This window comes from Nocardia sp. NPDC052001 (assembly GCF_040680615.1).
In the GTDB taxonomy this organism is placed as follows: Bacteria; Actinomycetota; Actinomycetes; order Mycobacteriales; family Mycobacteriaceae; genus Nocardia.
Genome location: NZ_JBFAXC010000002.1, coordinates 1,449,144 through 1,471,924 on the forward strand (window position 1 = coordinate 1,449,144; position 22,781 = coordinate 1,471,924).

Here is a 22,781-nt window from a genome sequence, read left to right on the forward strand (position 1 = left end):
AATAGTCGAGGTATGACCTACCCGGGCGATACGAACTGGACCAGCGACCACGTCGCGGGACCATTCGCACTGGGTACCTTCGGTTTTCCCGGTGACCGCCCGTTTCCGGGGCTGCTGGCCGAGGGGACGGTGCTGGATCTGCGGTTCGTGCCCGAACTGTGGGAGACGGCGATCGATCGGCCGTCGATCCGCGGTCTGCTCGAGAGCTGGGACGAGTCGCTCGAACTGCTGAGCGCGGTAGTCGACCGCCGTGCGCACTACGACTGGTTCGATGCCGACGATGTCCGGGTGTATCCGCCGGTGCAACCCCGTCAGGTCTTCCAGATCGACGACGATCGGGCCCGGGTACCCGAGCCCGCCCTGGTACCCGGATTGACCTCGGCACTGACCGGTCCCTTCGATGTCGTCGCGATCCCCGCGTGGGCGGCACAGCTGGATTGGGAACTGGAACTGTGCGTGGTCATCGGCCGCCCGACCTTCCAGGTCGCGCCGTACCAGGCGCTGGACCATATCGCCGCCTACACGATCGCCAACGACCTCACCGCGCACGATCCGCACGCGCGGTCCGATCCGAGCCGACCGGATCCGGACTGGCTGCGGCGCAAGAACTTTCCCGGCTTCACCCCGCTGGGTCCGTACCTGGTCCCGGCGGCTTTCCTCACCGAACCGCAGCGGCTGCGCCTGACCGTCCGTTTGAACGGACAGGAATTGCCGCATACCGCCGAATACCGATGCGTCGATATCGCCCAACTCGTCTCGCACGCCTCACATCTGACCCGTTTGCTGCCCGGCGATGTGCTGCTGACCGGAAGCCGGTCGGGCAATGGCACCCGCCGGGGGCACTGGCTGGTGCCGGGCGATGAAATCGAAGCGGTGACAACGACTCTCGGTCGGCAATGCACCAGATTCAAACGCGCGTAGTGAAAAATGCTCGGCAACCGGAAATATTCACGAATATGGAAGGAAGACTCATGCAGGATCATGAAGCAGTCGACAGCTACTACCAGGCCTGGACCGAACTCGGCGGCGACCTCGGAAAAGTCCCGCTGGCAGACGATTTCCTCTTCGTGAGCCCGGTCGCCACCCTCCAGGGCCGCGAACAGGTACAGGCCATGGCGGCGCAATTCGGCCCCGCCGCAGTCGATTTCCGGGTTCGCGAGCAGTTCGTCGCCCCCGGTGCGGTGACCACCATCGTCGAATGGGAGCTGCCCGGCGTCGAGGGCACCACCAGCGCCGCGGAACTGCTCACGGTGCGCGACGGAGTCATCCACAAGGCGGAGCTGTTCTACGATCCGCACCTGGTCATCGAATTCTCCACTGCCGCAAACAAATAGCCTGAATTCGCATGCTCGGCAACGACGCGGTTCGACCGCGCCCGCGCTGAACCATACCCTTCAGAGGATTAACTTTCATGTCTGTTTCATCAGTCGAAAGCTCCGCCCTCGACTGCCCGATCGGCGAGTATCCCGACGCGGATCAATTGCTCCGGGAAGCCGTGCGCTGGCATTTCGATCCGGAGACCGGTTCCCGATTCTGGCTCGATCGCCTCCCGAGACTGGGATTCGATCCGATCGAGGAGATCACCACCTTCGCGGATCTCGAGAAGTTCCCCTATGTGATCAATGAACTGCGCGATGTGCCCGCCGAGGATCTGATTCCGCGCGGCCTCACCGCCGCCGATGTCTACGGCGTCTACGAGAGCGGCGGCACCACCGGCTCGCCCAAGCGGGTCATCTGCACGAACGAGTGGCTCGATCGCTGGATCGCTTTCAGCGAGCAGCAGTTCCAGCTGCGCGGCCAGCAGCCGGGCGGAAACTGGCTCGGCATCATGCCGTCCGGCCCGCATATCTTCGGCGCGGCACTCAAGGAGCAGGCGCATCGCGGCGGCGGACTGCTGTTCACCATCGATATGGATCCGCGCTGGGTCAAAAAGCGCATTGCCGCAGGCGATATGGAGGGTGCGGGGCAGTACGCCGCGCATCTGGTCGAGCAGGCGAGCTATCTGCTCGAAACCCAGGACATCGCCGTCATGGTCACCACGCCCGCCCTGCTGGAGCGACTGGCCGCCGATGCGCGCCTGGCGAAGTTGATCACCGAGAAGGTCGAGTACATCCAGTGGGGCGGAATGCATATGGACGCCGACACCCGGCATCTGTTCCGCACCGAGGTGTTTCCGGGCATCACGCTCCAGGGCGGTTACGGCAGCACCATGGTGTGCGGCGGTTCGATGGAGCGCATCGGCCTGGCCGATGACGAGCCCTGCGTCTTCGATCCGCTGGGCCCGTTCATCTCCTTCAATGTCATCGACCAGCACAGCGGCGAACCGGTCCCCTACGGCGAACGCGGCCAGGTCGTGATGAACCTGGTCTCCAAAGGCATGTTCCTGCCGAACAATCCGGAGCGCGATACCGCACTGCGTTTCGAGGCGCGGCCCGGAATGCCCGGTGACGCGGTCGCCGATGTCCAGCCGCTGCAGTCGTTCGACGAGGCGACCGTCATCGAGGGCGTGTACTGATGGTGCCCGTACTCGGAGCGCTGGGGAGCAGGGGCGCGTACACCCCGATCCGGCGCGAGCAGATCACCGATGTACGCGGGACCGTGCGGGCCGAATTGGGTTTGGTGCCGGACCTTTTCGTGAAGCGCTCGATGTCGGAGACGGGCACGCACACGGCTCGGTCACTCGATGAGCGCGCCAAGATGCTCGCGGTCGCCGGTGAACTCTTCCGGGACGGCACCGTGGCCGGAATCTCCCCCGCCGAGTATCACGAGCTGGTGGCGGTCGTCTCCGGTCTGCCGATCGGCGTGGTGCGCGCCGCCGCCGATGTCATCGCCGAGGCCGCGATACGCGCGGTCGATACCGCCTATGCCGCCATACCGACTCGGGCACAGGCGAGTTGGAGCGAGGTAGCCGATGCCAGCGCCGTATGGACCAGGCGCGGCCGCTCGCTCGCGGTGAACGCCGCGGGCAATCACCCCGGCGTGCATTCGCTCTGGTTGGAGGCGCTCGCACTCGGCTACGGCGTCGCGGTGCGCCCGTCGCGGCGTGAACCGTTCACCCCGCACCGCCTGGTATCCGCGCTCTGGGAAGCGGGATTCACCGGTCCGGAGATCGCACTGCTGCCCGGTGGACAGGAAATCGCCGGATCCATGCTGTCGGCCGCCGATCTCGGCCTGGTCTACGGCGGCGATGATGTGGTCAACCGCTATCGCGACGATCCGTCGGTACTGCCGCAGGGACCGGGCCGGGCCAAGGTGCTGCTCACCGGCACGGTGACCGACGAGGATATTCGCTTCGCCGCGGATTCCATTGCGTACCAAGGCGGTACGGCGTGCGTGAACGCGACCGCCGTCTACGTCGAACACGATCATGCCGAGGTGGCCCGGCGGATCGCCGAACTGCTCGCCGAACTGCCCGCACTCCCGCCGGAGGATCCGGCCGCGATGCTGCCCTGCTGGACCGAATCGGCCGGAAACGCCGTGGCACAGTACGTTCGGAGCCAGGTCGGGTCCGCCACCGCCATGCTGCCGGACCAGGACACGGTGACCTCGCTCGGCGACGGCAGCGTGGTGCTGCGCCCGACCGTGTACGCCTGTGATCGCCCCGACGCACCGCAGGCCGGGCTCGAAATGCCCTACCCCTGCGGGTGGGTGCTGCCGTGGACACCGGGCGACGCGTCGGTCCTGACCGACAGTCTGGTCGTCAGCGCGGTCACCGATGACGAGGATCTCATCACCGCCCTGGTCGATGATCCCTCGATTCGCAATGTCTACCTCGGCCGCGTGCCGACCTATCGAGTGGAATTCGGCGTCCCGCACGACGGATTCCTCGGCGAATTTCTCATGCGCTCCAAAGCTGTGGCGCGGCAATTCATTTCATGAATTCATGAAAGGAAGTGGCCGTGAGTATCGAACATCGGCCGCCGATCAGCCCACCGGATCTACCCCTGCACGATCCCGACGTACCGATCGAGAACGCGGTCATCACCAGACTCTCCGGAAACTGGGGTAAACGAGCCGCAGTCAAACGTCCCGAATCCGATCTGCTCGAATTCTTCGAACCCGATCGGCTCGACTGTCCCGAATCCCTGCTGCCCTTCCGGGATCACCCCGCCTATCTGCGGCTCCCCGAGGAAAGCCAGCGCCGCCTGCACGCCTGGGGCTGGATCGCATTCAACAAGAATGTGATGGATATCGAACAGCACGTGGTGAATCCGGGATTCGCGGTGCTCGCCGAGGATGCCTTCGGCACCGGCCTCGGCGATAGACTCACCGTCGCCGCCACCCAGGCCATGGTGGACGAGCAGTACCACACGCTGATGCATTTCAATGCCAGCGCCGCCACCCGCGCCGGCCGCGGCTGGGATCTGCCCGAGCGCGATCTGCCGCTCGCGCATAAGGTCCGCTCGCACGCCCGAGCCCTGGACGAGGCCGGTTCAGCACGCGACCGGGCACTGACCGGGCTGGGCTATATGACCGTCGCCGAGATCTCCATCAATGCCTTCCTGGAGCTGGTGGCGGGCGATAAGACCATCCAGCCGATCAACCGGACCACCGCCGAGCTGCACAGCCGCGATGAGTACTGCCACTCCTCGGTGGCGGCCGAACTGGCCACCATCGTCTTCGAGGATCTGGACCCCGCGGATCGAACGACGCTGCTGCACAGCATGGCCCGGGCCATGGAGGCGTTCGCGGCCACCGACTTCACCACCTGGACCGCGGTCCTGCAGCGGGAGGGTATTCCCGAGGCCGACCGCATCATCGCCGATGTGCGTGCGGCCGGAAACCGGCAGCGGATCCTTCAGGACTTCCGTGGTCTGCGGAAACTCTGTCAGTCGTGGGATGTAGTCGACGCCTTGCCATTCGACTGGTCCACCACGATTTCCCAGTAGTTCTCCCTCGGCTGTTCTCCCTCGGCTGATCTCCCTCGAAAATGGTTCGGAGTTTCTGGTCACCATGCGAACGCTGTTGATCGACAATCACGATTCCTATACCTACAACCTATTCCAGCTCATCGCGGCGACGTCCGGAGTACCGCCCACGGTCATCACCAATGACGATCCGCGCTGGGACGATCTGGATCTCGACGAATTCGATGCCGCGGTGATCTCCCCCGGGCCCGGAAATCCGCAGCACACCGAGGATTTCGGGCATAGCGCGACACTACTGCGCCGCCGGGATCTGCCGGTGCTCGGCGTCTGCCTCGGACATCAGGGCATCGGCGCGTTCTTCGGCGGCCGGATCGAATCCGCGCCCCGGGCCCGGCACGGGCATATCAGCGTCGTCCGGCACTGCGAGGAGGACCTTTTCGAAGGAATTCCGAATCCGTTCCAGGTGGTGCGCTATCACTCGCTGCATGTGCCCGAACCGCTGCCGCCGGAGCTGCTGAGCCTGGCGACCTCCGAGGACGGGGTGGTGATGGGACTGCGGCATCGGACGCTGCCGCGCTGGGGCGTGCAGTTCCATCCGGAGTCCATCTCCACCGAGAACGGGCGCGAGCTGATCTCGAACTTCCTGCGCCTGGCCCGCGAATCGGCGTCCGAGGCCATCGAGGTCCGAGAAGCCGCCGCCGACAACGGATTACACGCGGACTGGCTGCGGCTCGATCATGAGGTCGACCCGATCACGGTGGCGCGCGACGTCTTCGGCTCCCAGCGGCGGGTGTTCTGGCTGGACAGCGCGCGAGTGGTGGAAGGCATGGGACGGTTCTCCTTCCTGGGCGCGCAACTCGGCGCGGCGGGCGAAACACTCAGTGCCCGAGTGCATGACGATTCGGTCCGGGTGCTCACCGAGACCGGATCGCATACCGAATCGGGAACCATCTTCGACGCGCTCGAACGCCGCCTGGCCATTCCCGTCTCCGGAGCCGACGAACTGCCCTTCGATCTGACCGGCGGCTATGTCGGCTACTTCGGCTACGAACTGAAATCCGAATGCGGGCTCAACGCCGATCACCGCGCCCGGACCCCGGACGCCCTCTGGATTCGCGCGGATCACCTGGTCGTCATCGATCACGAGCGGCATCAGACCTATATCGTGGCGATCGCCACCCCCGCGAATGCCCCTGCGGCACAGCGGTGGCTGACCGAAACCACGCACCGGCTGCGGTCCGCGCCCACCATCGACCCGCGCGGTGCGGATATCGACCTCGACACCGTGCTGGGCGCGGTCGAATTCGCCGACGTCGAACAGTACGCCCGCCCGCGCGCCGAATACCTGGCCGCGCTTGACGAAATCCACCGGCGGCTGCTCGCGGGTGACACCTACGAGGTCTGCCTCACCAATATGCTGCACCTGCCCGCGATCTCACATGACGCGGACAGTGATCTCGAGGCGTATCTGCGGTTGCGCGCGATCAATCCGGCCCCCTACGCCGCCTTCCTGCGCGCCGATGACGTCACCGTGTTCTGCTCCTCGCCCGAGCGATTCCTGCGCATCAATCGCGACGGCGTGGTGGAGAGCAAACCGATCAAGGGCACCGCTCCGCGCGGCCTCACCGCCGACGAGGACGAAACCCTGCGCGCCGCATTGCAATCGGATCCCAAGACACAGGCCGAGAACCTGATGATCGTCGATCTGCTGCGCAATGATCTGGGCCGGGTCTGCCGCATCGGCTCGGTCTCGGTGCCCAGCTATATGGCCACCGAGACCTATGCCACCGTGCACCAGTTGGTCTCCACCGTCCGCGGTGAACTGGCCGCCGGCGTGAGCGCACTGGACTGCGTGCGTGCCTGTTTCCCGGGCGGATCCATGACCGGTGCGCCGAAGCTGCGCACCACCGACATCATCGACACCCTGGAAACCGAAGCGCGGGGGGTCTATTCGGGTGCGCTCGGCTATCTCGGCCAGGGCGGTACGGCGGATCTCAATATCGTCATTCGCACCGCGGTGCGGGTCGGCGAGGAATTGCTGATCGGTGCGGGCGGCGCGATCGTGCTCGATTCCGATCCCACCGCCGAATACGAGGAGATGCTGCTCAAAGCGGCGGCGCTGGTGCGGGTCTTCGGAGCGGCGCAGACCGTCGCGGCAGGAGACGGTCCCCGTGGATGAGTTGACACTGTTCGATCCCGATACCGGCGAATTGGTCCCGGCCCCGGGCCTGGACGGTCCGGACGTGATGGATTCCTGGCTGCTGATCGATGGCCGGGTGCGCTGTCTGGAACTGCACGAAGAACGCTTCACCGCCTCGGTCGCGATCCGGCACGACATTCCCGAGGAGACGATCGCGGCGTTCCTGCTGCGCATGCGCGATATGCTCCCGACCGGCGGGCACTGGTTCCCGCGCATCGAATGCTCCAGGCTGGGCGATCTCGGCCTGCGGGTGCGCCGCGCGCCGGAGTTGTCGGACACGGTCCGGCTGTGGACCGCGACGGTGCCCGATCCGCGAGCGGAACCGCGGGTCAAGGGGCCGGATCAGGGCCGCCTCGCCGAATTGCGGCGCATCGCCACCCATTTCGGGTCGGAGGAGCCGGTGCTGCTGGATCCGGACGGTTATCTGCGCGAGGGCGCGTTCAGCGCGATCGGCTGGTGGCGGGACGGCACCCTGTGCTTCCCCGACCCCGATGCGCCGGTGCTGCCGAGCGTGACCCGTCAGCTGATCGAGGCCGTCGCCGGAATGCGCGGGGTCGCAGTCGAATACGAGCGGGTCCGCCCGGCCGATATCACCGGTCTACCGGTGTGGGTACTCAGCGCACTGCACGGAATCCGGGAGGCTGTGCACTGGACCGGCAATCCCGCGCCCGCATCGACCGAGGGAGCACGGGACGAGTGGCAGGACGCACTCGGCCGGTTCGCCACCCGTATCGATCGTGCGACGCCATATCCAGGGGAGATTCAACATGCGTGAACCATTCGTGACCGATCTCGCCGCCTCGGGCTGGAATGAGCTGGCCTCCGTCCGAGACGGCCTGCACGCGGCCGGACTGCCGATTCCGGATGAGAAGTATCTGCGCGGGGCCTTCAGCGCCGCCGATTGGAAGCAGGCGCATCGCCTGGCCGATACGCTGCGGGATCGATTCGCCAAGGCGCGCTTCGCCGATACCGTCGATTACGGGCCGGTGCTCATTCCGGATCCGGACCGGCTCGATGTGCGCGGTGCGGTCGATCCGGCGGTGCGCACCGACCAGACCGAGGTCACCACACCGGATTTCGTGGATGACAAACTTCCCGAAGGAGTTTCGGTCGCCACGTCCGGCGCGGACTGGACGCTGGCCGTATCGCTGGTCGGCCCAGCGGGCCTCGCGCTGGGCAGCTACCTCGATATCACCGAGGACGCCGATCCGGACTTCTACGTGGTCGAGGGCACCGACACCCGCGACCTGATGATCCGCCAGCTCTGGGGAGCGCTGACCCTGCAGTGCGGCACCGAGATGCCCGATTGCGAAAACCGGGCCAGCTGGACGTTCTCACTGTTCCCGGGTGAGGGTCTGCTCGGCGAACAGGCCGCCTCGGGCACCGTGCTGCACGGCACCGTGCGGCATCGGCTCGGACGACGCGACCGCGGTATCAAATCGACCCGGGTGCGCCCGGCGCTACTCGTGGACGTGGGCAAATGAGTACCGCATCGGGCGAATCGCTCGGCGAGACGGTCGATCCGGTGGATATCGTGGTGTTCCCCGGGCAGGGCAGTCAGCGGGCGGGTATGGGCGGTGAGCTCTTCGACCGCTATCCCGACCTGGTGGCGCAGGCCGATGATGTCCTCGGATACAGCGTGCGGGCGCTGTGCTCGGATGATTCGGATGGGCGGCTCGATCGCACCGAATTCACTCAGCCCGCACTGTATGTGGTGAACGCGCTGCATTACGCGGCGCACCTGGAATCCGCGCCGCCACCGCGCATCGTGCTGGGGCACAGCCTCGGCGAGTACAACGCCCTGCATGCCGCCGAGGTCTTCGATTTCGCGACCGGGCTGCGACTGGTCGCGGCCCGGGCCGGGGCGATGAGCGCCATCGACGGCGGTGCGATGGCGGCGGTCGTCGGACTCGACGCGGACACCATCGGCTACACCCTCGGTGCGGCGCGGCTGACCGGTCTCGATATCGCCAATCTCAATACGCCGCAGCAGGTTGTGCTGTCCGGTCCGGTCGACGAACTCGCCGCGGCCACCGATCCGCTGGTGGCCGCGGGCGCGAAAATGGTTCGCCCGCTGCGGGTCAGCGGCCCGTTCCACTCCCGGTACATGACACCGGCGCGCATGAAACTCACCGAGGCGTTGGCGGCCACCGACTTTCATCCGCCCCGCCGCACCGTCCTGGCCAATGCCACCGCCCGCCCCTACGAGCCGGACACCATCGGCACGCTGCTGGCCATGCAGATCGATCATCCGGTGCGCTGGGGCGAATCCTGCTATCCACTGCTCGCGGCGCCCGGGGTGCACCTCACCGAGATGTACTCCAACACGCTGACCCGAATGTTCGCCCAGATGCGGCGGAATTTCGAAAGGTAGACCACCATGGCCGTTTTCAATCGCGATTTCATCGGCCGCAGGTTCGGCCCGGTCGGCCCGTACGAGGTGAGCCGGGAGAAGATCCGCGACTACGCCCTGGCCACGGGTGACCCGCATCCGCTCTATCTGGACCGCGCCGCCGCCGAGGCCGCCGGATATCCGGATGTCATAGCGCCGCCGAGCTTTCCGGTCATGCTGTTCTTCCGATTCGGCGGCTGGCCGCTCTACGATCCGGAATTCGGCAAGAAGCACCAGCCGATCTGCGTGCACCGGGCACAGTCGGTGCGCACCCTGCGCCCGATCCACCCCGGCGATCTGCTGCTGATGACCACCGAGGTCACCGATATCCGCGAGGTGGGGCCGCACGACCAGTTCGACATGACCCACACCATCGTCGACACGGACGCCAATGACGTTGCCGTGGTGACCAATTCGATCATCTCCCGGCACATCACGGCATTGGCGGAGGCGGTATGAGCGCCATCGCGTACGACGATGTGACGGTCGGCCAGCAGATCCTCGAAGAGGTCATCACGCTGCGCCGGGTCGATTTACTGCGCTACTGCGGCGCGTGCTCGGATTTCACCGGGACGCACTGGAATGAGCGCATCGCAAAATCCGTCGGGCTGCCGGACGTCATCTCGCACGGCACCCTCAATATCGCCGTCACCACCCGGATGGTGAGCGATTGGCTCGACGACCCCGCGGCCGTACTGGGCTACGAGGTCACCCGGTTCTCGCACCCGCTGGTGGTGCCCGATGACGATGAGGGCGGGCACCTGATCGTGCGCGCCGTCGTGGAGGGCAAGGGCGAGGACCGCAGCGCCGTCATTCGGATCACCGCCAAGACACCGGACGGCAAACAGGTCATGGGTGGCGCGCGCGTCACCGTTCGATTGGCTTGAGCGACAACATTTCTCACTAGAAGGAGTTCCATCGTGCAGCTCACCGACACCGACCGGGCCGATATCAAGGATCTGGTCTGCGACATTCTCGAACTCGATACCGACGAGGTCACCGACACCAGCCATTTCGTCGACGATCACGGGGCCGATTCGCTGCTCGCGATCGAGATCCTCTCGGCACTGGAGAAGAAGTACCGCGTGAAGATCGCCCAGTCCGAACTGGCGCGCATGGGAAATATGGACGGCGTGTACGAGGTGCTCGCCGAGTCCGATTCGGTGGGGGTGCCGTCGTGAGCCTGCCGCACGCGCGCCGGGTCGCGATCACCGGAATCGGGCCGATCAGCAGTATCGGATCCGGGTCGGAGGCTTTCCTGGCCGGACTCCGTGCCGGGGCCTCCGGCGCACGACCCATCACGGCCTTCGACACCACCGGCTTCGACCATGACATCGGCTGCGAGGTGGTCGATTTCGATCCGGCCGACGCGGTCACCCGCATTTCGGCGAAGGAGTACGGGCGTTCCAGCCTGTTCGCGGCCGCGGCGGCGCGCATGGCGCTGGAAGACAGCGGATTAGCCGCTGACGCATTGCGCGCCCAGCGGTCGGTGGTGGCGATCGGCACCACCGACGGCGAATCCCGCGATCTCGATGATCTGGTCCGCGGCGATGTCGCCGCGGGCGGCGAATCGGCCTTCGATCCGACACTGGCACACCGGATTCCGGCCGCACGGCTGTCCGCGGCGGTCGCGGCCGAACTGGAGCTGGAGTCCGTCGAGGCGGTCACCCTGACCACGGCCTGCGCCGCGGGTAACTACGCCATCGGGTACGGGTACGACGCGGTGCGCCTCGGCGAGGCCGATATCGCACTCTGCGGCGGTGCGGATTCGGTATGCCAGAAAACCTTCGCCGGATTCTATCGACTGGGGACCGTCGCACCCGATGTATGCCGCCCCTTCGATGTGAACCGCAAGGGCATTCTCACCGGCGAGGGTGCGGGCGTGGTCATGCTCGAGCCCTGGGACGCGGCGGTGGCGCGCGGTGCGCACATCTACGCCGAGGTGCTGGGTTTCGGCCTCAATTGCGATGGCGATCATCCGGTGGCCCCCAATGAGGAACGCATCGCCGAATGTATGCGCCTGGCCCTGGCCGATGCCGGTCTCGAACCCGAGGCGGTCGATCTGATCTCCGCGCACGGCACCGGCACCGTCGCCAATGATCGCACCGAATCACGCGCCATCCGTTCGGTATACGGCGGCGCGGCACCGAGCACCATCTCCATCAAATCCATGATCGGGCACACCATGGGCGCGGCCAGCGCACTGGCGTCCATCGCCTGCGCGCTGGCCATCGACAACGGTTTCATTCCGCCCACGATCAACCATATCGAGACCGATCCGGAGTGCGGGCTCGACTGCGTGCCCAATGCGGCGGTCGAGCGCGCCCTCACCGTGGTGCAGAACAACGGGCTCGCGTTCGGCGGTAACAACGCCGTGGTCATCTTCGGAAAACCCGTGCCCGCCAACGCATGACCGGTCGCGAATCGGCAGAACGGATAGACCCATGACCACCACCCGTCTCACCCATTGGTCGGCGCTGTCACCGTACGGTCCGACCAGCGGCCATTTCCATTCCGGCGGAACGACCCTCGTCGCCGGACCGGTACCGGACTTCGACATCCGCACCGCGCTCGGCAAGGCCGGGACCCGCAGTATGGACCGGGTCACCGCGCTGGCCGTGCAGGCGATCGGCGATCTCATCGCCCAGCCCGGTGTCGCCGAGGCAATCGGCTCCCGCACCGCCATCGTGCTCGGCACCACGGCGGGCAGCGTCGCGAGCACCATGCGGTTCACCCGGGATTCGCTCACCGAGGAGCGGCCATATCTGGTCGACCCGGCGCGCTTCCCCAACACCGTGATGAATTGCGCGGCAGGACGATCGGCCATCTGGCATAAGCTCCGGGGGCCGAACGCCACAATCGCGGGCGGCCGCACCGCCGGGCTGCTCGCCCTGAATTACGCACGCCGCCTGCTCGATACCGATCGCGCGGACACCGTCGTGGTCGGCGCGGCCGAGGAGCTGTCCAGTGAGCGGATGCGCATCGATCCGCACACCTCGGGCGCGACGGGTGCGCCGCTCTCCGAGGGCGTGGGCGTATTCCTGCTGCATCGGCACGAAACAGGTTCCACCGCAACCGGTCTGGAGCTCGCCGGTCCGGTCCGAAGCGCGGCGGTATCGGACTCGAACGCCGGTGCGGTCGCACTTCGAGAAGGGCTGGCCGCACTCGCCGCGGCGGATATCTCCCCCGATGCCGTGGTCGCGGTCGCGGTGGCCGGACCCCTCGAGCTCGGAGACAGCCTCACCGCGACCTTCCCGGCGGCCGATCCGGTGCTCCGGCCCGAACAGCATCTCGGTGATACCGGGGCCGTCGCAAGCGTTTTCGCCATGGCGCTGCTGTCCAGGCAGAGCCGCCCCGGCCCCGCGCTGGTACTGGCCTACGACGAGCACACCGTGGTCGCGGCGGTGCTGCATATCCACGGTGAGTTCCGGTGAGATCGGCCACCGCCGCCGCGTACCGTCTCGCACGGGCGGAACACTCGGGCGGAACACTGACCGCCACAGTGGATTTCGATCCCGGCGCGCCGATCTTCGCGGGCCACTACCCGGAGCTCGCGGTGGTGCCCGGGGTGCTGCTGATCGATATCGCCTGTCTGCTCGCCACCGAGCTGGCGGGCGGTGCCCAGTGGCGGATCCATTCGGCGCAGTTCTCCTCGCCCGTGCATCCGGGAACACCGGTCACGCTGACCGCCGATACTCGAGCGGACGGCGAGGTGCGGATCGCGGTGTCGAGCGGTGGACGCAAGACCGCGTCGATTCGGTTGCGACCGGACGACTCCGAGCCGCTGGAGACGCGGGAAGTAGCGCAGCACCCCTCGGGTGAGCCGGTCGTATCGCGATTGCCGCACCGCCCGCCGATGGCGCTCCTCGACGGGGCCATTACCGTCGGCGACGGTCGGCTGACGGCGCACTGCCACCGCGAGAGCATCGAATTCCACCGCTACAGCACCACATTCAGCAGTCCGGACCCCGCCGCGATCTGGCCCGCGACCCTCATGCTCGAAGCGTGGTGTCAGGCCGCGGCCGTGCTGATGATGACCCTCGAGCCCGAATTCACGACTCCCGCGGTACTCATCAGCCGTCTGGCCACCGTGCGCACCCGCGCCGAGGTCGAGATGGGCGAAACCCTCGAACTGTCGGTGCGCCTGCTCGAACGCTTCCCCGATGCCAGCACCTGCACCGGTTACGCGCGAGCCGGACAGCGCACCGTACTCGACATCGACCGCCTCACCGCCACTTTGCGCCCCTTCGATCAGCTTCGGAGTTCCTCGTGAACGATCATCGTCCCGTCGCCGTCGTCACCGGCGGCTCCCGTGGCATCGGCCGCGAGATAGTCCTGGACCTCGCGCGCGGCGGCTACGACGTCGCCTTCTGCTACAACAGCGATAGCGCCGCGGCGCAGGAGGTCGTCGCGGCCGCGACCGGCGGCAGCGTACTGCCCATTCGCGCCGATGTGCGCGATGAGCAGCAGGTCGACGAATTCCTGGAGGCCGCCGAAGCCAAATTCGGCAGCCCCGACTGCGTCATCACCTCGGCGGGCGTCACCGACGATCAATCCCTGGTGTCCATGTCGAGCGAGAGTTGGCATCGGGTCATCGACACCAATCTGACCGGTGTGTTCAATGTCTGCCGCCGGGCCGCGTTCGGAATGGTCAAACAGCGTTCGGGCGCGATCGTCACCATCGCCTCGGTCTCGGGGGTGTACGGCAATCCCGGGCAAACCAATTACAGTGCGGCCAAAGCGGGCACCGTCGGTTTCACCAAATCCCTCGCCAAGGAGGTCGGGCGGTTCGGTGTCCGGGTCAACGCGGTGGTGCCCGGCTATATCGACAGCGATATGACCGGACATCTCACCGGACCCAAGCGCGCCGCCCTGGAAAAGTCCATTGCCCTGCGACGATTCGGCGAACCCGCCGATGTGGCGGACCTGGTGGGATTCCTGGTCTCGGATCGGGCCCGCTACATCACCGGCGCGGTACTGCACGTCGACGGCGGCATCACCCTGTGACAACGGGAGCAGACTCATGAAAACCGCACCCCGCGTGTACTTCTCATTCCGCAGCCCGTACTCCTGGCTGGCCTTCCACGATCTGCGGCGTGAGCATCCCGAGCTGGTCTCGGCATTGGAATGGCGGCCCTTCTGGGAGCCGGACGAGCATTTCAGCGCGCTGCTCGCCGAGACCGGTCACGAATTCCCGTATACGCCGATGAGCCGGGCCAAACACTTCTATCTACTGCGCGACATCCGCCGCCTCGCCGGTCGGCGCGGCCTCGCCAATTCCTGGCCTCTGGATGAGCAGATGCATTGGGAGCCATCGCATCTCGGGTGGTTCGCGGCCTCGGATCACGGCCTGGCGCACGAGTACGCCGACCGCGTGTACACCGCGCGCTGGCTGTCCGGTCTCGACATCTGCCGCACCGAGGTGATCCAGTCGATCCTGGACGAGCTCGCCATACCGGCCGATGTCGGCGAACTGGTGCGCTCACCGGCGATCGAAAAGCGCGCCCTGGACGCTCTTCAGGCGGTCTGTCAGGAGGATGTCTTCGGCGTCCCGATGTTCATTCACCGGCGCGAGAAGTACTGGGGCATCGACCGGCTGGCGGATTTCCTCGCCGCCCTGCCGGGATCGTCCATCGCCCAGCCCGAATCGACCGCCGCCACCGGTGCGCCGGACGGCCTCGCCGAGATACCGGTGCCCAAGGAGACCGCGGAGATCGGCCACGCCGGTGGCTGCGGCTGACGAGCGCGAACACCCGGCGTGACAGTCCGAACGTGATGTTCGATCACGTTCGGACGGGTTCGCGCCTGGGTACTCCCTCCTCGGATCACACCCGGTACGAGCGTTGCGGCGAACATGGGGCCGGGGTGGCCGGAGTCGAGTAGGAGCTGAGTCCCATGGCGTTGGACATCGTGGCTTTCTCTTTGGCCGCACTACTTCTCACCGTGGTGGTCGCGATCCTGGCGGTCGGTTTCACCGACCTCACCGATCCACCGCCGTCGACCTGGTGCCATCAGTGCGCGCGGTGGATGGTGAACAAGCATCATCAGGCCGAACCGCTGTGCCTGCGGTGCCGGCTCACCGCCGGATTCGACAGCGCGGTGCACGGGCGCAGATAGCTCAGCGGAAGGTCAGCGCGCCGATGGTGTCGGTGTGGCGGTAGCGCAGATATTTCTCGACGGTGTCCGAATCCACGGTGGTGTCGGCGGTGGCCAGGGTGATCACCAGGAATTCGGCTTCGCTGCCGTCGCGCCATTTGCCGGTCTCGAAGTGCGAGATGTAGGTCCCGGCGGGAAGGTTGATATCGCCGTCGTCGAAATGATCCTCGGCGGCGGCGGCTTTGGCGGCATCGCTCATGGTGAGCACGAACTGGGTGAGCATGAGACCGCCGTTCTCGGACTTCCACACCAGTTCCGAGGCGTACTGGCAGCCCAGGCCGGTGAGTTTGCCGTTCTCCTCGACGGGACCGCAGGTGTCGTAGTCGCGCCCCTGGACCCAATCGGCCTGCAACGCGACATCGCCGAGCCTGAAATTCCAGGCCTCGCCGAATTCGGTGTAGGTGAAGCGATTGCCGGCGGGTGCGGCCTGGGTGGTGGTATTCGGGCGCGTGGAGGTGGTTTCGATAGGCGGTTCGACGCTGCTGGTCGTCACCGTCGCCTGATCGGAGCTGTCGCCGCCCGTGAGCACCACGACCGCGCCGACTCCGACGGCAAGCACCGCGACCGCCGCCAGGGCGATGCCGACGATCAGACCGGTATTCGAACGCGGCGGCTGCGGCGGCGGCGCGCCATAGCCCGGCTGCTGCGAATATCCTTGCTGCCCAGGCCATCCCGGCTGGGCGACGGGCTGCTGCCAGGTCGGCTCGCTCTGCTGTGCCTGATACCCGCCCTGCTGCGCCTGATATCCGTCCGGCTGTGCCGCGAATCCGGGCTGTTGCCAGGTGTCGCCCTGCTGCCCCGGCCAGGCCGGTTGCGCGGGCTGCGCGGGCTGGGTCGGCGCCGCCGGTTGGTCCCACCAGGCCGCGGCCGCGTCCTCCGCGGGCTGTCCGCCCTGGCCGTGCGGATCGCCACCGAATCCGGATCCGGATGGCGGGCCGGGGGGATAGCTCATGTAGTCAACCTTTCACGGCGCACCGGGGACCTCCCGACCCGGCGAAATGTCACCGAAGCGTAGAACGGCGGCCGATCATGATCCAATCACGGTGTGACTTCCGATCTCGTGGTGTGCGGCGCCGGTCCGGCGGGGCGAGCGCTGGCGCATCGCGCACTGGTGCGGGGACAGTCGGTCACGATCATCGATCCACGACCCGAACGCCGGTGGAGCGCCACCTACGCGGCCTGGGCCGATGAACTTCCGGAGTGGCTGGATCCCAGGGTGTTCGCGGCGACCGTGGACCGTCCGGCCGTATGGACCACCCGGCGTATCGAACTGGATCGCCGCTATAGCGTTTTCGATACCGCGGCCCTGCAGGATTCCCTCGATCTGACCGGCGCGCGGATCATCACGGACCGAGTGATCGATATCGTCGTGCCGCCGCGCCTCGGCACGCGCAAGGATGAACTGCCGGTGGCTCGGCTGGCATCGGGGACGGATGTGCCGGGCGGTCGCGTCATCGATGCCCGGGGTGTGTCCCGCTCCCCCGGTCTCGCCGAGCAGACCGCGTTCGGTGTGGTGCTGGATCGCGACCGCTGGGCCGATCCGGACACCCTGTTCATGGACTGGCGCATCGACAATGGCGCACGGCCCGATGAGCCGCGCTCGTTCCTGTACGCGGTTCCCTTGGGCGACAATACGATTCTGCTCGAGGAGACCTGTCTGGCGGGCCGCCCGGCGCTGCGCACCGAGGTGCTGCGCGATCGCCTGGCAACCCGATTGCGTTCTCGCGGACTGACTCTCGACGGTTCCGAGCGCATCGAACGCGTCCGATTCCCCGTCGAAGGCGGCCGGGCGCACCCCGCCGCCTTCGGTGCGGCGGGCGCGCTCATCCATCCGGCCACCGGGTACAGCGTCGCGGCCGCGCTGCGCACCGCGGATATTCTCGCCGCCGGGGATTCGATCTGGAACATTTCATCCCGCACGGTCAATCGCCTGCGGCACATCGGATTACAGGCCCTATTGGCGCTCCCACCACAGGATTTGCCGCTTTTCTTCGACGCATTCTTCGAGCTGACCCCCGAACGCCAGCGCGCATATCTCTCCGGTCGTGATGATCTGGCCGGTACCGCCGCCGCCATGACGGCTCTGTTCGCCGCGCTTCCGTGGCGTTCGCGTCGTACACTCGCTCGCGCCACAACCGGTTCCTAGCCCCCTTTATTGCGGGCTGGGTCGGGCTGCGGCCGAGTGCGAGACTTCCTGCGCCGCAATAACAGAACTCGTTAACCGGAGTACCGAATAACCATGCCAGACGGTAACCGAAGCCCCATTGTCCTGTCCGTCGTCATTCCCGCTCTGAACGAGGAGAAATCGATTCTCGCGACCCTCGACCGCCTGGTCGGTCAGGATGCGGTGGACGAGATCATCGTGGTGGACAACGGGTCCACCGACGAAACCCGCGATCTAGTCGAGAAATACATTGTGACCAGCCCCAAAGTGCGGCTGGTCGACGAGCCCAGACGTGGTCTGCCCTTCGCCCGGAACACCGGTTTCGATGCGGCCCGAGGCGAGTTCATCGGGCGTACCGATGCCGATACCCTGGTGTTTCCCAACTGGGGTGAAACCATCAGAACGTATCTCGCCGATAATCCCGAGGTCGGCGCGGTCACCGGAATCACGACCTATCACGATTCGCCGGTGGGATTCCTGCTGCGCCTGGGATATTGGATTCAGGACCGGCGCGGCGCACTCGGCAATCGGGTGGGAAATCTGCACGGGCCGAATATGGGAATCCGGCGCACGGCATGGCTCGAAGTGCGCGATCAGACCATCACCGGAGTTCCGGTCGCCGAGGATCTCGATCTGGCGCTCTGCCTGATCAAGAAACAATTACCGATCCAGCAGCTGAAGGATTTGCGGGCCGATACCTCGGCCCGCCGCCGCCGCGCCACCCCGCGCGAATGGTGGCGATTCCAGCAGACCGGCCTCAATACGCTGCGCGGACAGGGATTCTGGGTATTGCCGCTGCACCGCAGGGTGATCGTGGGCGCATGGCTGGCGCATACCGTGCAGTGGCCGATCTACCTGTTCTGGGACTTCGAGGCGCGGCGATTCACGCTGCGCCGCACCGGAACCCGGATTTCGTCGATCGGCCACTGACGGTTGCACCCGCCGGGGCGCGTGGGTGTACCGGTCAGGCCGCGCCCCAGCGGGTGACGAGCGCCTCGAGACCCGCCGGGGTGGGAGCACCCAGCAGCCGCAGGCGGGCAATGCCGCCGTCCGGATAGATATCGAGACGCACGTGGGTGGCCGGCCGCGCACCCTGCACCCGGAAGCGGTGCGGGGTGTCGGGCTGAATCGGCACGGTCGGCAGCAGGTCGAACCAGTCCGGTGCGTCCGGACCGGGAAGTGGTGCCCCGCTGGGCAGATCGATGCCGAGCAGTCGCACCTCGGCCGGGGAGTTGAACACCAGGTTGGTGGTGTCGATTTCGATGAGCTCCGGAATACCTTGGGCGGCAAGGCGAATCACGGCCCAGTCATTGCCGTCATCGCGGCGGCGGGCGGTCTCCCAGCCCTCGGCCTGATTGCGCGCCAGACCGGGGGCGAGCATATTGTCCGCGCCCGAGTAGAACAGATTCGAGCAATCGATGGCCCGGCCACCGTGTTCGAGTGCGGCCAGGTCCACGGTCAGCCCGGTCAGCAGCGCCGGATCGGGCACCACGTCACCGTGCACCCGGAAACGGGCGACACCGCCGTCCGGATGGATATTCAGGCGCACATGGGTGAAGATCCGCTCCTCGTCGACGGGCAGTTCGTGCCGGGCGTCGCCCTGTAGCGCCGTACGCGGCACGATCTCCACCCACTCGGCCGAATCCAGCTGCGCCACATCGGGATAACCGGCGACCCGGCACGCCTCCACCGATGCGAACGGCGGATAGTTGCCCTTGAACCAGGCGGTGTCGATCACCACCCCGCGCACGATGCCGGGCATGCCGAGCCGCACGATCGCCCAGTCGTGTCCGGGCGCGCCGCGCCGCCGCCGGGTCTCCCAGCCGTCGTATTCCTGGCCCTTGGTGCCGAAGGTCTCGGCGGAGAACCGCGGTTCCCACGGCTGGATGAGATTCTCGCGCTCTTCGAAGGATTCGTCGCTGGCGGCGATCACGCTCGCGCGGTAGGTGCGCAGCGCCAGATTCGGCAGGCTGGTGAAGTCCGACATCACTTCCCTTTCGGTCGATGTTCAGGTCGGTGGAGAGTTCAGGCGTTGCGGGAAAGCAATTCAGCCAGGCGGGTTTCGGCGATGCGCACGGCCAGCTGTTCCAGCAGCGGCCCGGCATTGTCGATACAGCGCTGCGGATCGGGCTCGATATCGGTGAGCGCGTAGGCGTCTTCGAATCCGAAGCGGCGCAGCATCTCCCGGGTGAGCAGTCGCTGCCCCGCGATCGCGAGCACCGGAATGCCCGCCGCCGCGGCGGCTTTGGCCACCCCCATCGGGGCTTTACCGTGCAGGGTCTGCCGATCCAGGCAGCCCTCCCCGGTGATCACCAGCCGCGCGCCCTGGAGGCGATCGGCGAAATCCAGGTGTCGCAGGATCAATTCGATGCCGGGTTCGCTGCGCGCGCCCAGGAACGCGATGGCGGCGAATCCGACACCGCCCGCCGCACCGGCCCCGGGCCGATCCGACAGATCCACGCCCAGATCCCGGCGCGCGATCTCGGCGAAGCGCGCCAGACCGCGCTCCAGCTGCACCACATCGTCCGCGCCCGCGCCCTTCTGCGGCGCGTACACCTGGGCGGCCCCGCGCTCACCGAGCAGTGGGTTGTCCACATCCGAGGCCACCGTGACCGGCACGCGCAGCAGATCGGCGAGGTCGATGCGCTCGAGTCGTTGCAGTGCGACACCTCCCGGCGGCAGCGGCGCACCGTCCGCGTCCAGCAGGCGCGCGCCCAGCGCGGTGAGCATGCCCGCACCGCCGTCGGTGCAGGCGCTGCCGCCCAGCCCGAGCACCACGCGCCGGGCACCGCGCGATACCGCGGTGCGCATCAGCTCGCCGGTGCCCGCGCTGGTGGCGGTGCGCGCGGTGACCGGGGTGGGCCGGTCGGGTAGACGCCGCAGCCCGGAGGCTTCGGCGAGTTCGATAATGGCCGTCTCGCCCCTCATTGCCAACGAGGCGACCACTCGATTCCCGACCGGCCCGGTGACGGCGGTCTGCAGGCCGGCGAAACCCGCTGCCACCATCGCGTCCACGGTGCCGTCCCCGCCATCGGCGACGGGGACCGAGACCACGGGCAGTTCCGGGCGCACCCGCCGCAGTCCGGCCGCGAGATGCGCGGCGACCTGGGCGGCGGTCAGCGACCCCTTGAATTTGTCGGGGGCGATGATCACCTGCCCATCGCGCCAGCCCCGGCCCGAACCACCGCGCGCGTGAATCACGAAGGGCTCCCGGCCGATTCGTACTCCGCCCGCGCGGCGATGGCGGTGGGGGCATCGGAGAACGACTCCGCGAGTTCCTCGAACTCGTTGACGCTGTCGATCTCGAGCCCCATGGACACATTGGTGACGCGTTCGAGAATGACCTCGACCAGCACCGGCACCCGATGTTCGGCCATCAGCCGCTTGGCCTCGGCGAACGCGGAGCCCAGCTGTTCGGGTTCGGTGACGCGAACGGCCTTGCAGCCCAGCCCTTCCGCGACCTTCACATGATCGACGCCGTAACCGCCGACCTCCGGACTGTTGATGTTGTCGAAGGACAGCTGCACGTAGTAGTCCATATCGAACGCGCGCTGCGCCTGACGGATCAGGCCCAGGTACGAATTGTTCACCACCACATGCACGTACGGGATCTTGAACTGCGCGCCGACCGCCAATTCCTCGATGAGGAACTGGAAGTCGTAATCGCCCGACAGCGCGACCACGGTCTCCTCCGGCAGTGCGGTGGCAACGCCGATGGCAGCGGGTAGCGTCCAGCCCAGCGGCCCGGCCTGTCCGGCGTTGATCCAGTGCCGCGGCTTGTACACGTGCAGCAGCTGCGCCGCCTGGATCTGCGACAGCCCGATGGTCGTGACGTAGCGGACGTCCTGTCCGAAGGCCGCGTTCATCTCCTCGTACACCCGCTGCGGTTTGATCGGCACGGTGTCGAAATGCGTCTTGCGCAGCAGGGTTCGCTTGCGGTCCCGGCATTTCCCGGCCCATTCGGAGCGGTCGCGCAGCTGTCCGGTGAGCTTCAGATCGTGTGCGACATCCAGGAACGCCGCCAGGGCCGCGCCCGCGTCGGAGACGATGCCGTAATCGGCCGCGAACACCCGCCCGATCTGGGTCGGCTCGATGTCCACGTGCACGAAAGTGCGGTCCCTGGTATAGGTTTCGACGCCACCGGTATGCCGGTTGGCCCACCGATTGCCGATGCCCAGCACGAAATCCGATTCCAGCAGCGTGGCATTGCCGTAGCGGTGCGAGGTCTGCAATCCGACCATGCCCGCGTGCAGCGGATGGTCATCGGCGATGGTGCCCCAGCCCATCAGCGTGGGCACCACCGGAATTCCGGTGAGCTCGGCGAATTCGAGCAGCAGATCCGCCGAGTCGGCGTTCACGATGCCGCCGCCCGCCACGATGAGCGGTCGCTCGGCCGCGTTCAGCATCATGATGGCCTTCTCGGCCTGCGCCCGGGTCGCGGTGGGCCGATGCACGTCCAGGGGCGTGTAGGTCTCGATATCGAATTCGATCTCGGCCAGCTGCACATCGATCGGCAGATCGATCAGCACCGGTCCGGGACGCCCGGATCGCATGAGCTGGAACGCCTTCTGGAAGGTGCCCGGCACCTGTGCGGGCTCGAGCACGGTCACCGCCCACTTGCTCACCGGGGCGGCGATCGAGGCGATATCGACGGCCTGGAAATCCTCCTTGTGCAGTTTGGCCACCGGCGCCTGCCCGGTGATGCACAGGATCGGAATGGAATCCGCACTGGCCGAATACAATCCGGTGATCATATCGGTGCCCGCCGGACCCGAGGTGCCGATGCAGATGCCGATATTGCCGGGTGCGGCGCGGGTGAAGCCCTCGGCCATATGCGAGGCCGCTTCCACATGCCGGGCCAGGATATGGCCGATCCCGCCGTGGGCGCGCATGGCGCTGTAGAACGGGTTGATGGCCGCGCCCGGTAGCCCGAAAGCCTGTGTCGCGCCCTCTTTTTCGAGAATGAGGACGGCCGCGTCCACTGTCCGCATACGTGTCATA

At 66.8% G+C, this 22,781-nt stretch carries 24 protein-coding genes; 20 read left to right on the forward strand and 4 right to left on the reverse strand.

Annotated features, from left to right (window positions below):
- Positions 1-12 precede the first annotated feature (12 nt).
- From AB0L82_RS15025 to AB0L82_RS15110, 18 genes are all read left to right on the forward strand, one after another.
- The gene (locus AB0L82_RS15025) at positions 13-921 is read left to right on the forward strand and encodes a fumarylacetoacetate hydrolase family protein (RefSeq protein ID WP_364635666.1); all 909 of its coding nucleotides are present in this window, start codon (positions 13-15) and stop codon (positions 919-921) included.
- Positions 922-971: 50 nt separating this feature from the next.
- Positions 972-1,334, forward strand: coding sequence for a nuclear transport factor 2 family protein (locus tag AB0L82_RS15030; protein ID WP_364635669.1), 363 nt, complete (start codon positions 972-974; stop codon positions 1,332-1,334).
- A 77-nt stretch (positions 1,335-1,411) separates the two neighbouring features.
- On the forward strand, positions 1,412-2,515 hold the full coding sequence (locus tag AB0L82_RS15035; RefSeq protein WP_364635672.1) for an AMP-binding protein: 1,104 nt from the start codon (positions 1,412-1,414) through the stop codon (positions 2,513-2,515).
- Positions 2,515-3,879 (forward strand): aldehyde dehydrogenase family protein, encoded by a 1,365-nt coding sequence (locus AB0L82_RS15040; RefSeq protein WP_364635674.1) that lies wholly within the window; start codon positions 2,515-2,517, stop codon positions 3,877-3,879. Before AB0L82_RS15035 ends, AB0L82_RS15040 begins: the two co-directional genes overlap by 1 nt.
- A 20-nt stretch (positions 3,880-3,899) precedes the next feature.
- The gene (locus tag AB0L82_RS15045; protein WP_364635677.1) at positions 3,900-4,889 is read left to right on the forward strand and encodes a diiron oxygenase; all 990 of its coding nucleotides are present in this window, start codon (positions 3,900-3,902) and stop codon (positions 4,887-4,889) included.
- A gap of 64 nt (positions 4,890-4,953) precedes the next feature.
- Positions 4,954-7,047: an aminodeoxychorismate synthase component I gene (gene pabB / locus AB0L82_RS15050; RefSeq protein ID WP_364635680.1), complete on the forward strand. Its 2,094-nt coding sequence runs from the start codon at positions 4,954-4,956 to the stop codon at positions 7,045-7,047.
- Positions 7,040-7,843, forward strand: coding sequence for an aminotransferase class IV (locus AB0L82_RS15055; RefSeq protein ID WP_364635683.1), 804 nt, complete (start codon positions 7,040-7,042; stop codon positions 7,841-7,843). The genes pabB and AB0L82_RS15055 overlap by 8 nt, the downstream gene beginning before the upstream one ends.
- Positions 7,836-8,552 carry a hypothetical protein gene (locus tag AB0L82_RS15060; protein ID WP_364635686.1) on the forward strand — a complete coding sequence of 239 codons (717 nt, stop codon included), beginning with the start codon at positions 7,836-7,838 and terminating at the stop codon, positions 8,550-8,552. The genes AB0L82_RS15055 and AB0L82_RS15060 overlap by 8 nt, the downstream gene beginning before the upstream one ends.
- A complete protein-coding gene (locus AB0L82_RS15065) occupies positions 8,549-9,442 on the forward strand; it encodes an acyltransferase domain-containing protein (protein ID WP_364635689.1) in 894 nt (297 codons plus the stop codon). Before AB0L82_RS15060 ends, AB0L82_RS15065 begins: the two co-directional genes overlap by 4 nt.
- 6 nt (positions 9,443-9,448) lie before the next feature.
- Positions 9,449-9,919: a MaoC family dehydratase N-terminal domain-containing protein gene (locus tag AB0L82_RS15070; protein ID WP_364635691.1), complete on the forward strand. Its 471-nt coding sequence runs from the start codon at positions 9,449-9,451 to the stop codon at positions 9,917-9,919.
- Complete coding sequence (locus tag AB0L82_RS15075) at positions 9,916-10,347, forward strand: MaoC/PaaZ C-terminal domain-containing protein (protein ID WP_364635693.1); 432 nt, start codon at positions 9,916-9,918, stop codon at positions 10,345-10,347. Before AB0L82_RS15070 ends, AB0L82_RS15075 begins: the two co-directional genes overlap by 4 nt.
- 33 nt (positions 10,348-10,380) lie before the next feature.
- Positions 10,381-10,641 (forward strand): acyl carrier protein, encoded by a 261-nt coding sequence (locus AB0L82_RS15080; RefSeq protein WP_364635696.1) that lies wholly within the window; start codon positions 10,381-10,383, stop codon positions 10,639-10,641.
- Entirely contained in the window at positions 10,638-11,873 is a 1,236-nt protein-coding gene (locus tag AB0L82_RS15085) for a beta-ketoacyl-[acyl-carrier-protein] synthase family protein (protein WP_364635699.1), read from the forward strand. The genes AB0L82_RS15080 and AB0L82_RS15085 overlap by 4 nt, the downstream gene beginning before the upstream one ends.
- 31 nt (positions 11,874-11,904) lie before the next feature.
- The gene (locus AB0L82_RS15090) at positions 11,905-12,894 is read left to right on the forward strand and encodes a beta-ketoacyl synthase N-terminal-like domain-containing protein (protein ID WP_364635702.1); all 990 of its coding nucleotides are present in this window, start codon (positions 11,905-11,907) and stop codon (positions 12,892-12,894) included.
- A complete protein-coding gene (locus AB0L82_RS15095) occupies positions 12,891-13,733 on the forward strand; it encodes a hypothetical protein (protein ID WP_364635705.1) in 843 nt (280 codons plus the stop codon). Before AB0L82_RS15090 ends, AB0L82_RS15095 begins: the two co-directional genes overlap by 4 nt.
- Positions 13,730-14,467, forward strand: coding sequence for a 3-oxoacyl-ACP reductase FabG (gene fabG, locus AB0L82_RS15100; protein WP_364635708.1), 738 nt, complete (start codon positions 13,730-13,732; stop codon positions 14,465-14,467). Before AB0L82_RS15095 ends, fabG begins: the two co-directional genes overlap by 4 nt.
- A gap of 16 nt (positions 14,468-14,483) precedes the next feature.
- Positions 14,484-15,200, forward strand: a complete 717-nt coding sequence (locus tag AB0L82_RS15105; RefSeq protein ID WP_364635711.1) for a DsbA family protein — start codon at positions 14,484-14,486, stop codon at positions 15,198-15,200.
- Between the two features lie 155 nt (positions 15,201-15,355).
- A complete protein-coding gene (locus tag AB0L82_RS15110) occupies positions 15,356-15,577 on the forward strand; it encodes a hypothetical protein (RefSeq protein ID WP_364635714.1) in 222 nt (73 codons plus the stop codon).
- A gap of 1 nt (position 15,578) precedes the next feature.
- On the opposite strand, the gene AB0L82_RS15115 is transcribed toward AB0L82_RS15110, so the two are convergent.
- Positions 15,579-16,568 carry a hypothetical protein gene (locus AB0L82_RS15115; protein ID WP_364635716.1) on the reverse strand — a complete coding sequence of 330 codons (990 nt, stop codon included), beginning with the start codon at positions 16,566-16,568 and terminating at the stop codon, positions 15,579-15,581.
- A gap of 93 nt (positions 16,569-16,661) precedes the next feature.
- Between AB0L82_RS15115 and AB0L82_RS15120 the strand changes: the two genes are divergently transcribed.
- Together AB0L82_RS15120 and AB0L82_RS15125 are read left to right on the forward strand one after the other, a co-directional pair.
- The gene (locus AB0L82_RS15120) at positions 16,662-17,762 is read left to right on the forward strand and encodes a lycopene cyclase family protein (protein ID WP_364635719.1); all 1,101 of its coding nucleotides are present in this window, start codon (positions 16,662-16,664) and stop codon (positions 17,760-17,762) included.
- A gap of 93 nt (positions 17,763-17,855) precedes the next feature.
- The gene (locus tag AB0L82_RS15125; protein WP_364635722.1) at positions 17,856-18,710 is read left to right on the forward strand and encodes a glycosyltransferase family 2 protein; all 855 of its coding nucleotides are present in this window, start codon (positions 17,856-17,858) and stop codon (positions 18,708-18,710) included.
- Positions 18,711-18,744: 34 nt separating this feature from the next.
- Here the strand turns inward: AB0L82_RS15125 and alc are convergent, their stop codons facing one another.
- Genes alc through gcl form a run of 3 tightly spaced genes read right to left on the reverse strand, consistent with a single transcriptional unit; the run spans position 18,745 to position 22,780 of the window.
- Positions 18,745-19,767, reverse strand: a complete 1,023-nt coding sequence (alc, locus tag AB0L82_RS15130; protein ID WP_364635724.1) for an allantoicase — start codon at positions 19,765-19,767, stop codon at positions 18,745-18,747.
- Between the two features lie 38 nt (positions 19,768-19,805).
- Positions 19,806-20,981: a glycerate kinase gene (locus AB0L82_RS15135; protein ID WP_364635726.1), complete on the reverse strand. Its 1,176-nt coding sequence runs from the start codon at positions 20,979-20,981 to the stop codon at positions 19,806-19,808.
- Positions 20,978-22,780, reverse strand: coding sequence for a glyoxylate carboligase (gcl, locus tag AB0L82_RS15140; RefSeq protein ID WP_364635729.1), 1,803 nt, complete (start codon positions 22,778-22,780; stop codon positions 20,978-20,980). The genes AB0L82_RS15135 and gcl overlap by 4 nt, the downstream gene beginning before the upstream one ends.
- Position 22,781: the final 1 nt, after the last annotated feature.

Bases quoted from the DNA above. Each gene is read 5' to 3' on its own strand.
- AB0L82_RS15025 (WP_364635666.1), top strand. From the start codon at position 13: ATGACCTACCCGGGCGATACGAACTGGACCAGCGACCACGTCGCGGGA.
- AB0L82_RS15030 (WP_364635669.1), top strand. From the start codon at position 972: ATGCAGGATCATGAAGCAGTCGACAGCTACTACCAGGCCTGGACCGAA.
- AB0L82_RS15035 (WP_364635672.1), top strand. From the start codon at position 1,412: ATGTCTGTTTCATCAGTCGAAAGCTCCGCCCTCGACTGCCCGATCGGC.
- AB0L82_RS15040 (WP_364635674.1), top strand. From the start codon at position 2,515: ATGGTGCCCGTACTCGGAGCGCTGGGGAGCAGGGGCGCGTACACCCCG.
- pabB (WP_364635680.1), top strand. From the start codon at position 4,954: ATGCGAACGCTGTTGATCGACAATCACGATTCCTATACCTACAACCTA.
- AB0L82_RS15060 (WP_364635686.1), top strand. From the start codon at position 7,836: ATGCGTGAACCATTCGTGACCGATCTCGCCGCCTCGGGCTGGAATGAG.
- AB0L82_RS15065 (WP_364635689.1), top strand. From the start codon at position 8,549: ATGAGTACCGCATCGGGCGAATCGCTCGGCGAGACGGTCGATCCGGTG.
- AB0L82_RS15070 (WP_364635691.1), top strand. From the start codon at position 9,449: ATGGCCGTTTTCAATCGCGATTTCATCGGCCGCAGGTTCGGCCCGGTC.
- AB0L82_RS15075 (WP_364635693.1), top strand. From the start codon at position 9,916: ATGAGCGCCATCGCGTACGACGATGTGACGGTCGGCCAGCAGATCCTC.
- AB0L82_RS15090 (WP_364635702.1), top strand. From the start codon at position 11,905: ATGACCACCACCCGTCTCACCCATTGGTCGGCGCTGTCACCGTACGGT.
- AB0L82_RS15105 (WP_364635711.1), top strand. From the start codon at position 14,484: ATGAAAACCGCACCCCGCGTGTACTTCTCATTCCGCAGCCCGTACTCC.
- AB0L82_RS15110 (WP_364635714.1), top strand. From the start codon at position 15,356: ATGGCGTTGGACATCGTGGCTTTCTCTTTGGCCGCACTACTTCTCACC.
- AB0L82_RS15115 (WP_364635716.1), bottom strand. From the start codon at position 16,568: ATGAGCTATCCCCCCGGCCCGCCATCCGGATCCGGATTCGGTGGCGAT.
- AB0L82_RS15125 (WP_364635722.1), top strand. From the start codon at position 17,856: ATGCCAGACGGTAACCGAAGCCCCATTGTCCTGTCCGTCGTCATTCCC.
- alc (WP_364635724.1), bottom strand. From the start codon at position 19,767: ATGTCGGACTTCACCAGCCTGCCGAATCTGGCGCTGCGCACCTACCGC.
- gcl (WP_364635729.1), bottom strand. From the start codon at position 22,780: ATGACACGTATGCGGACAGTGGACGCGGCCGTCCTCATTCTCGAAAAA.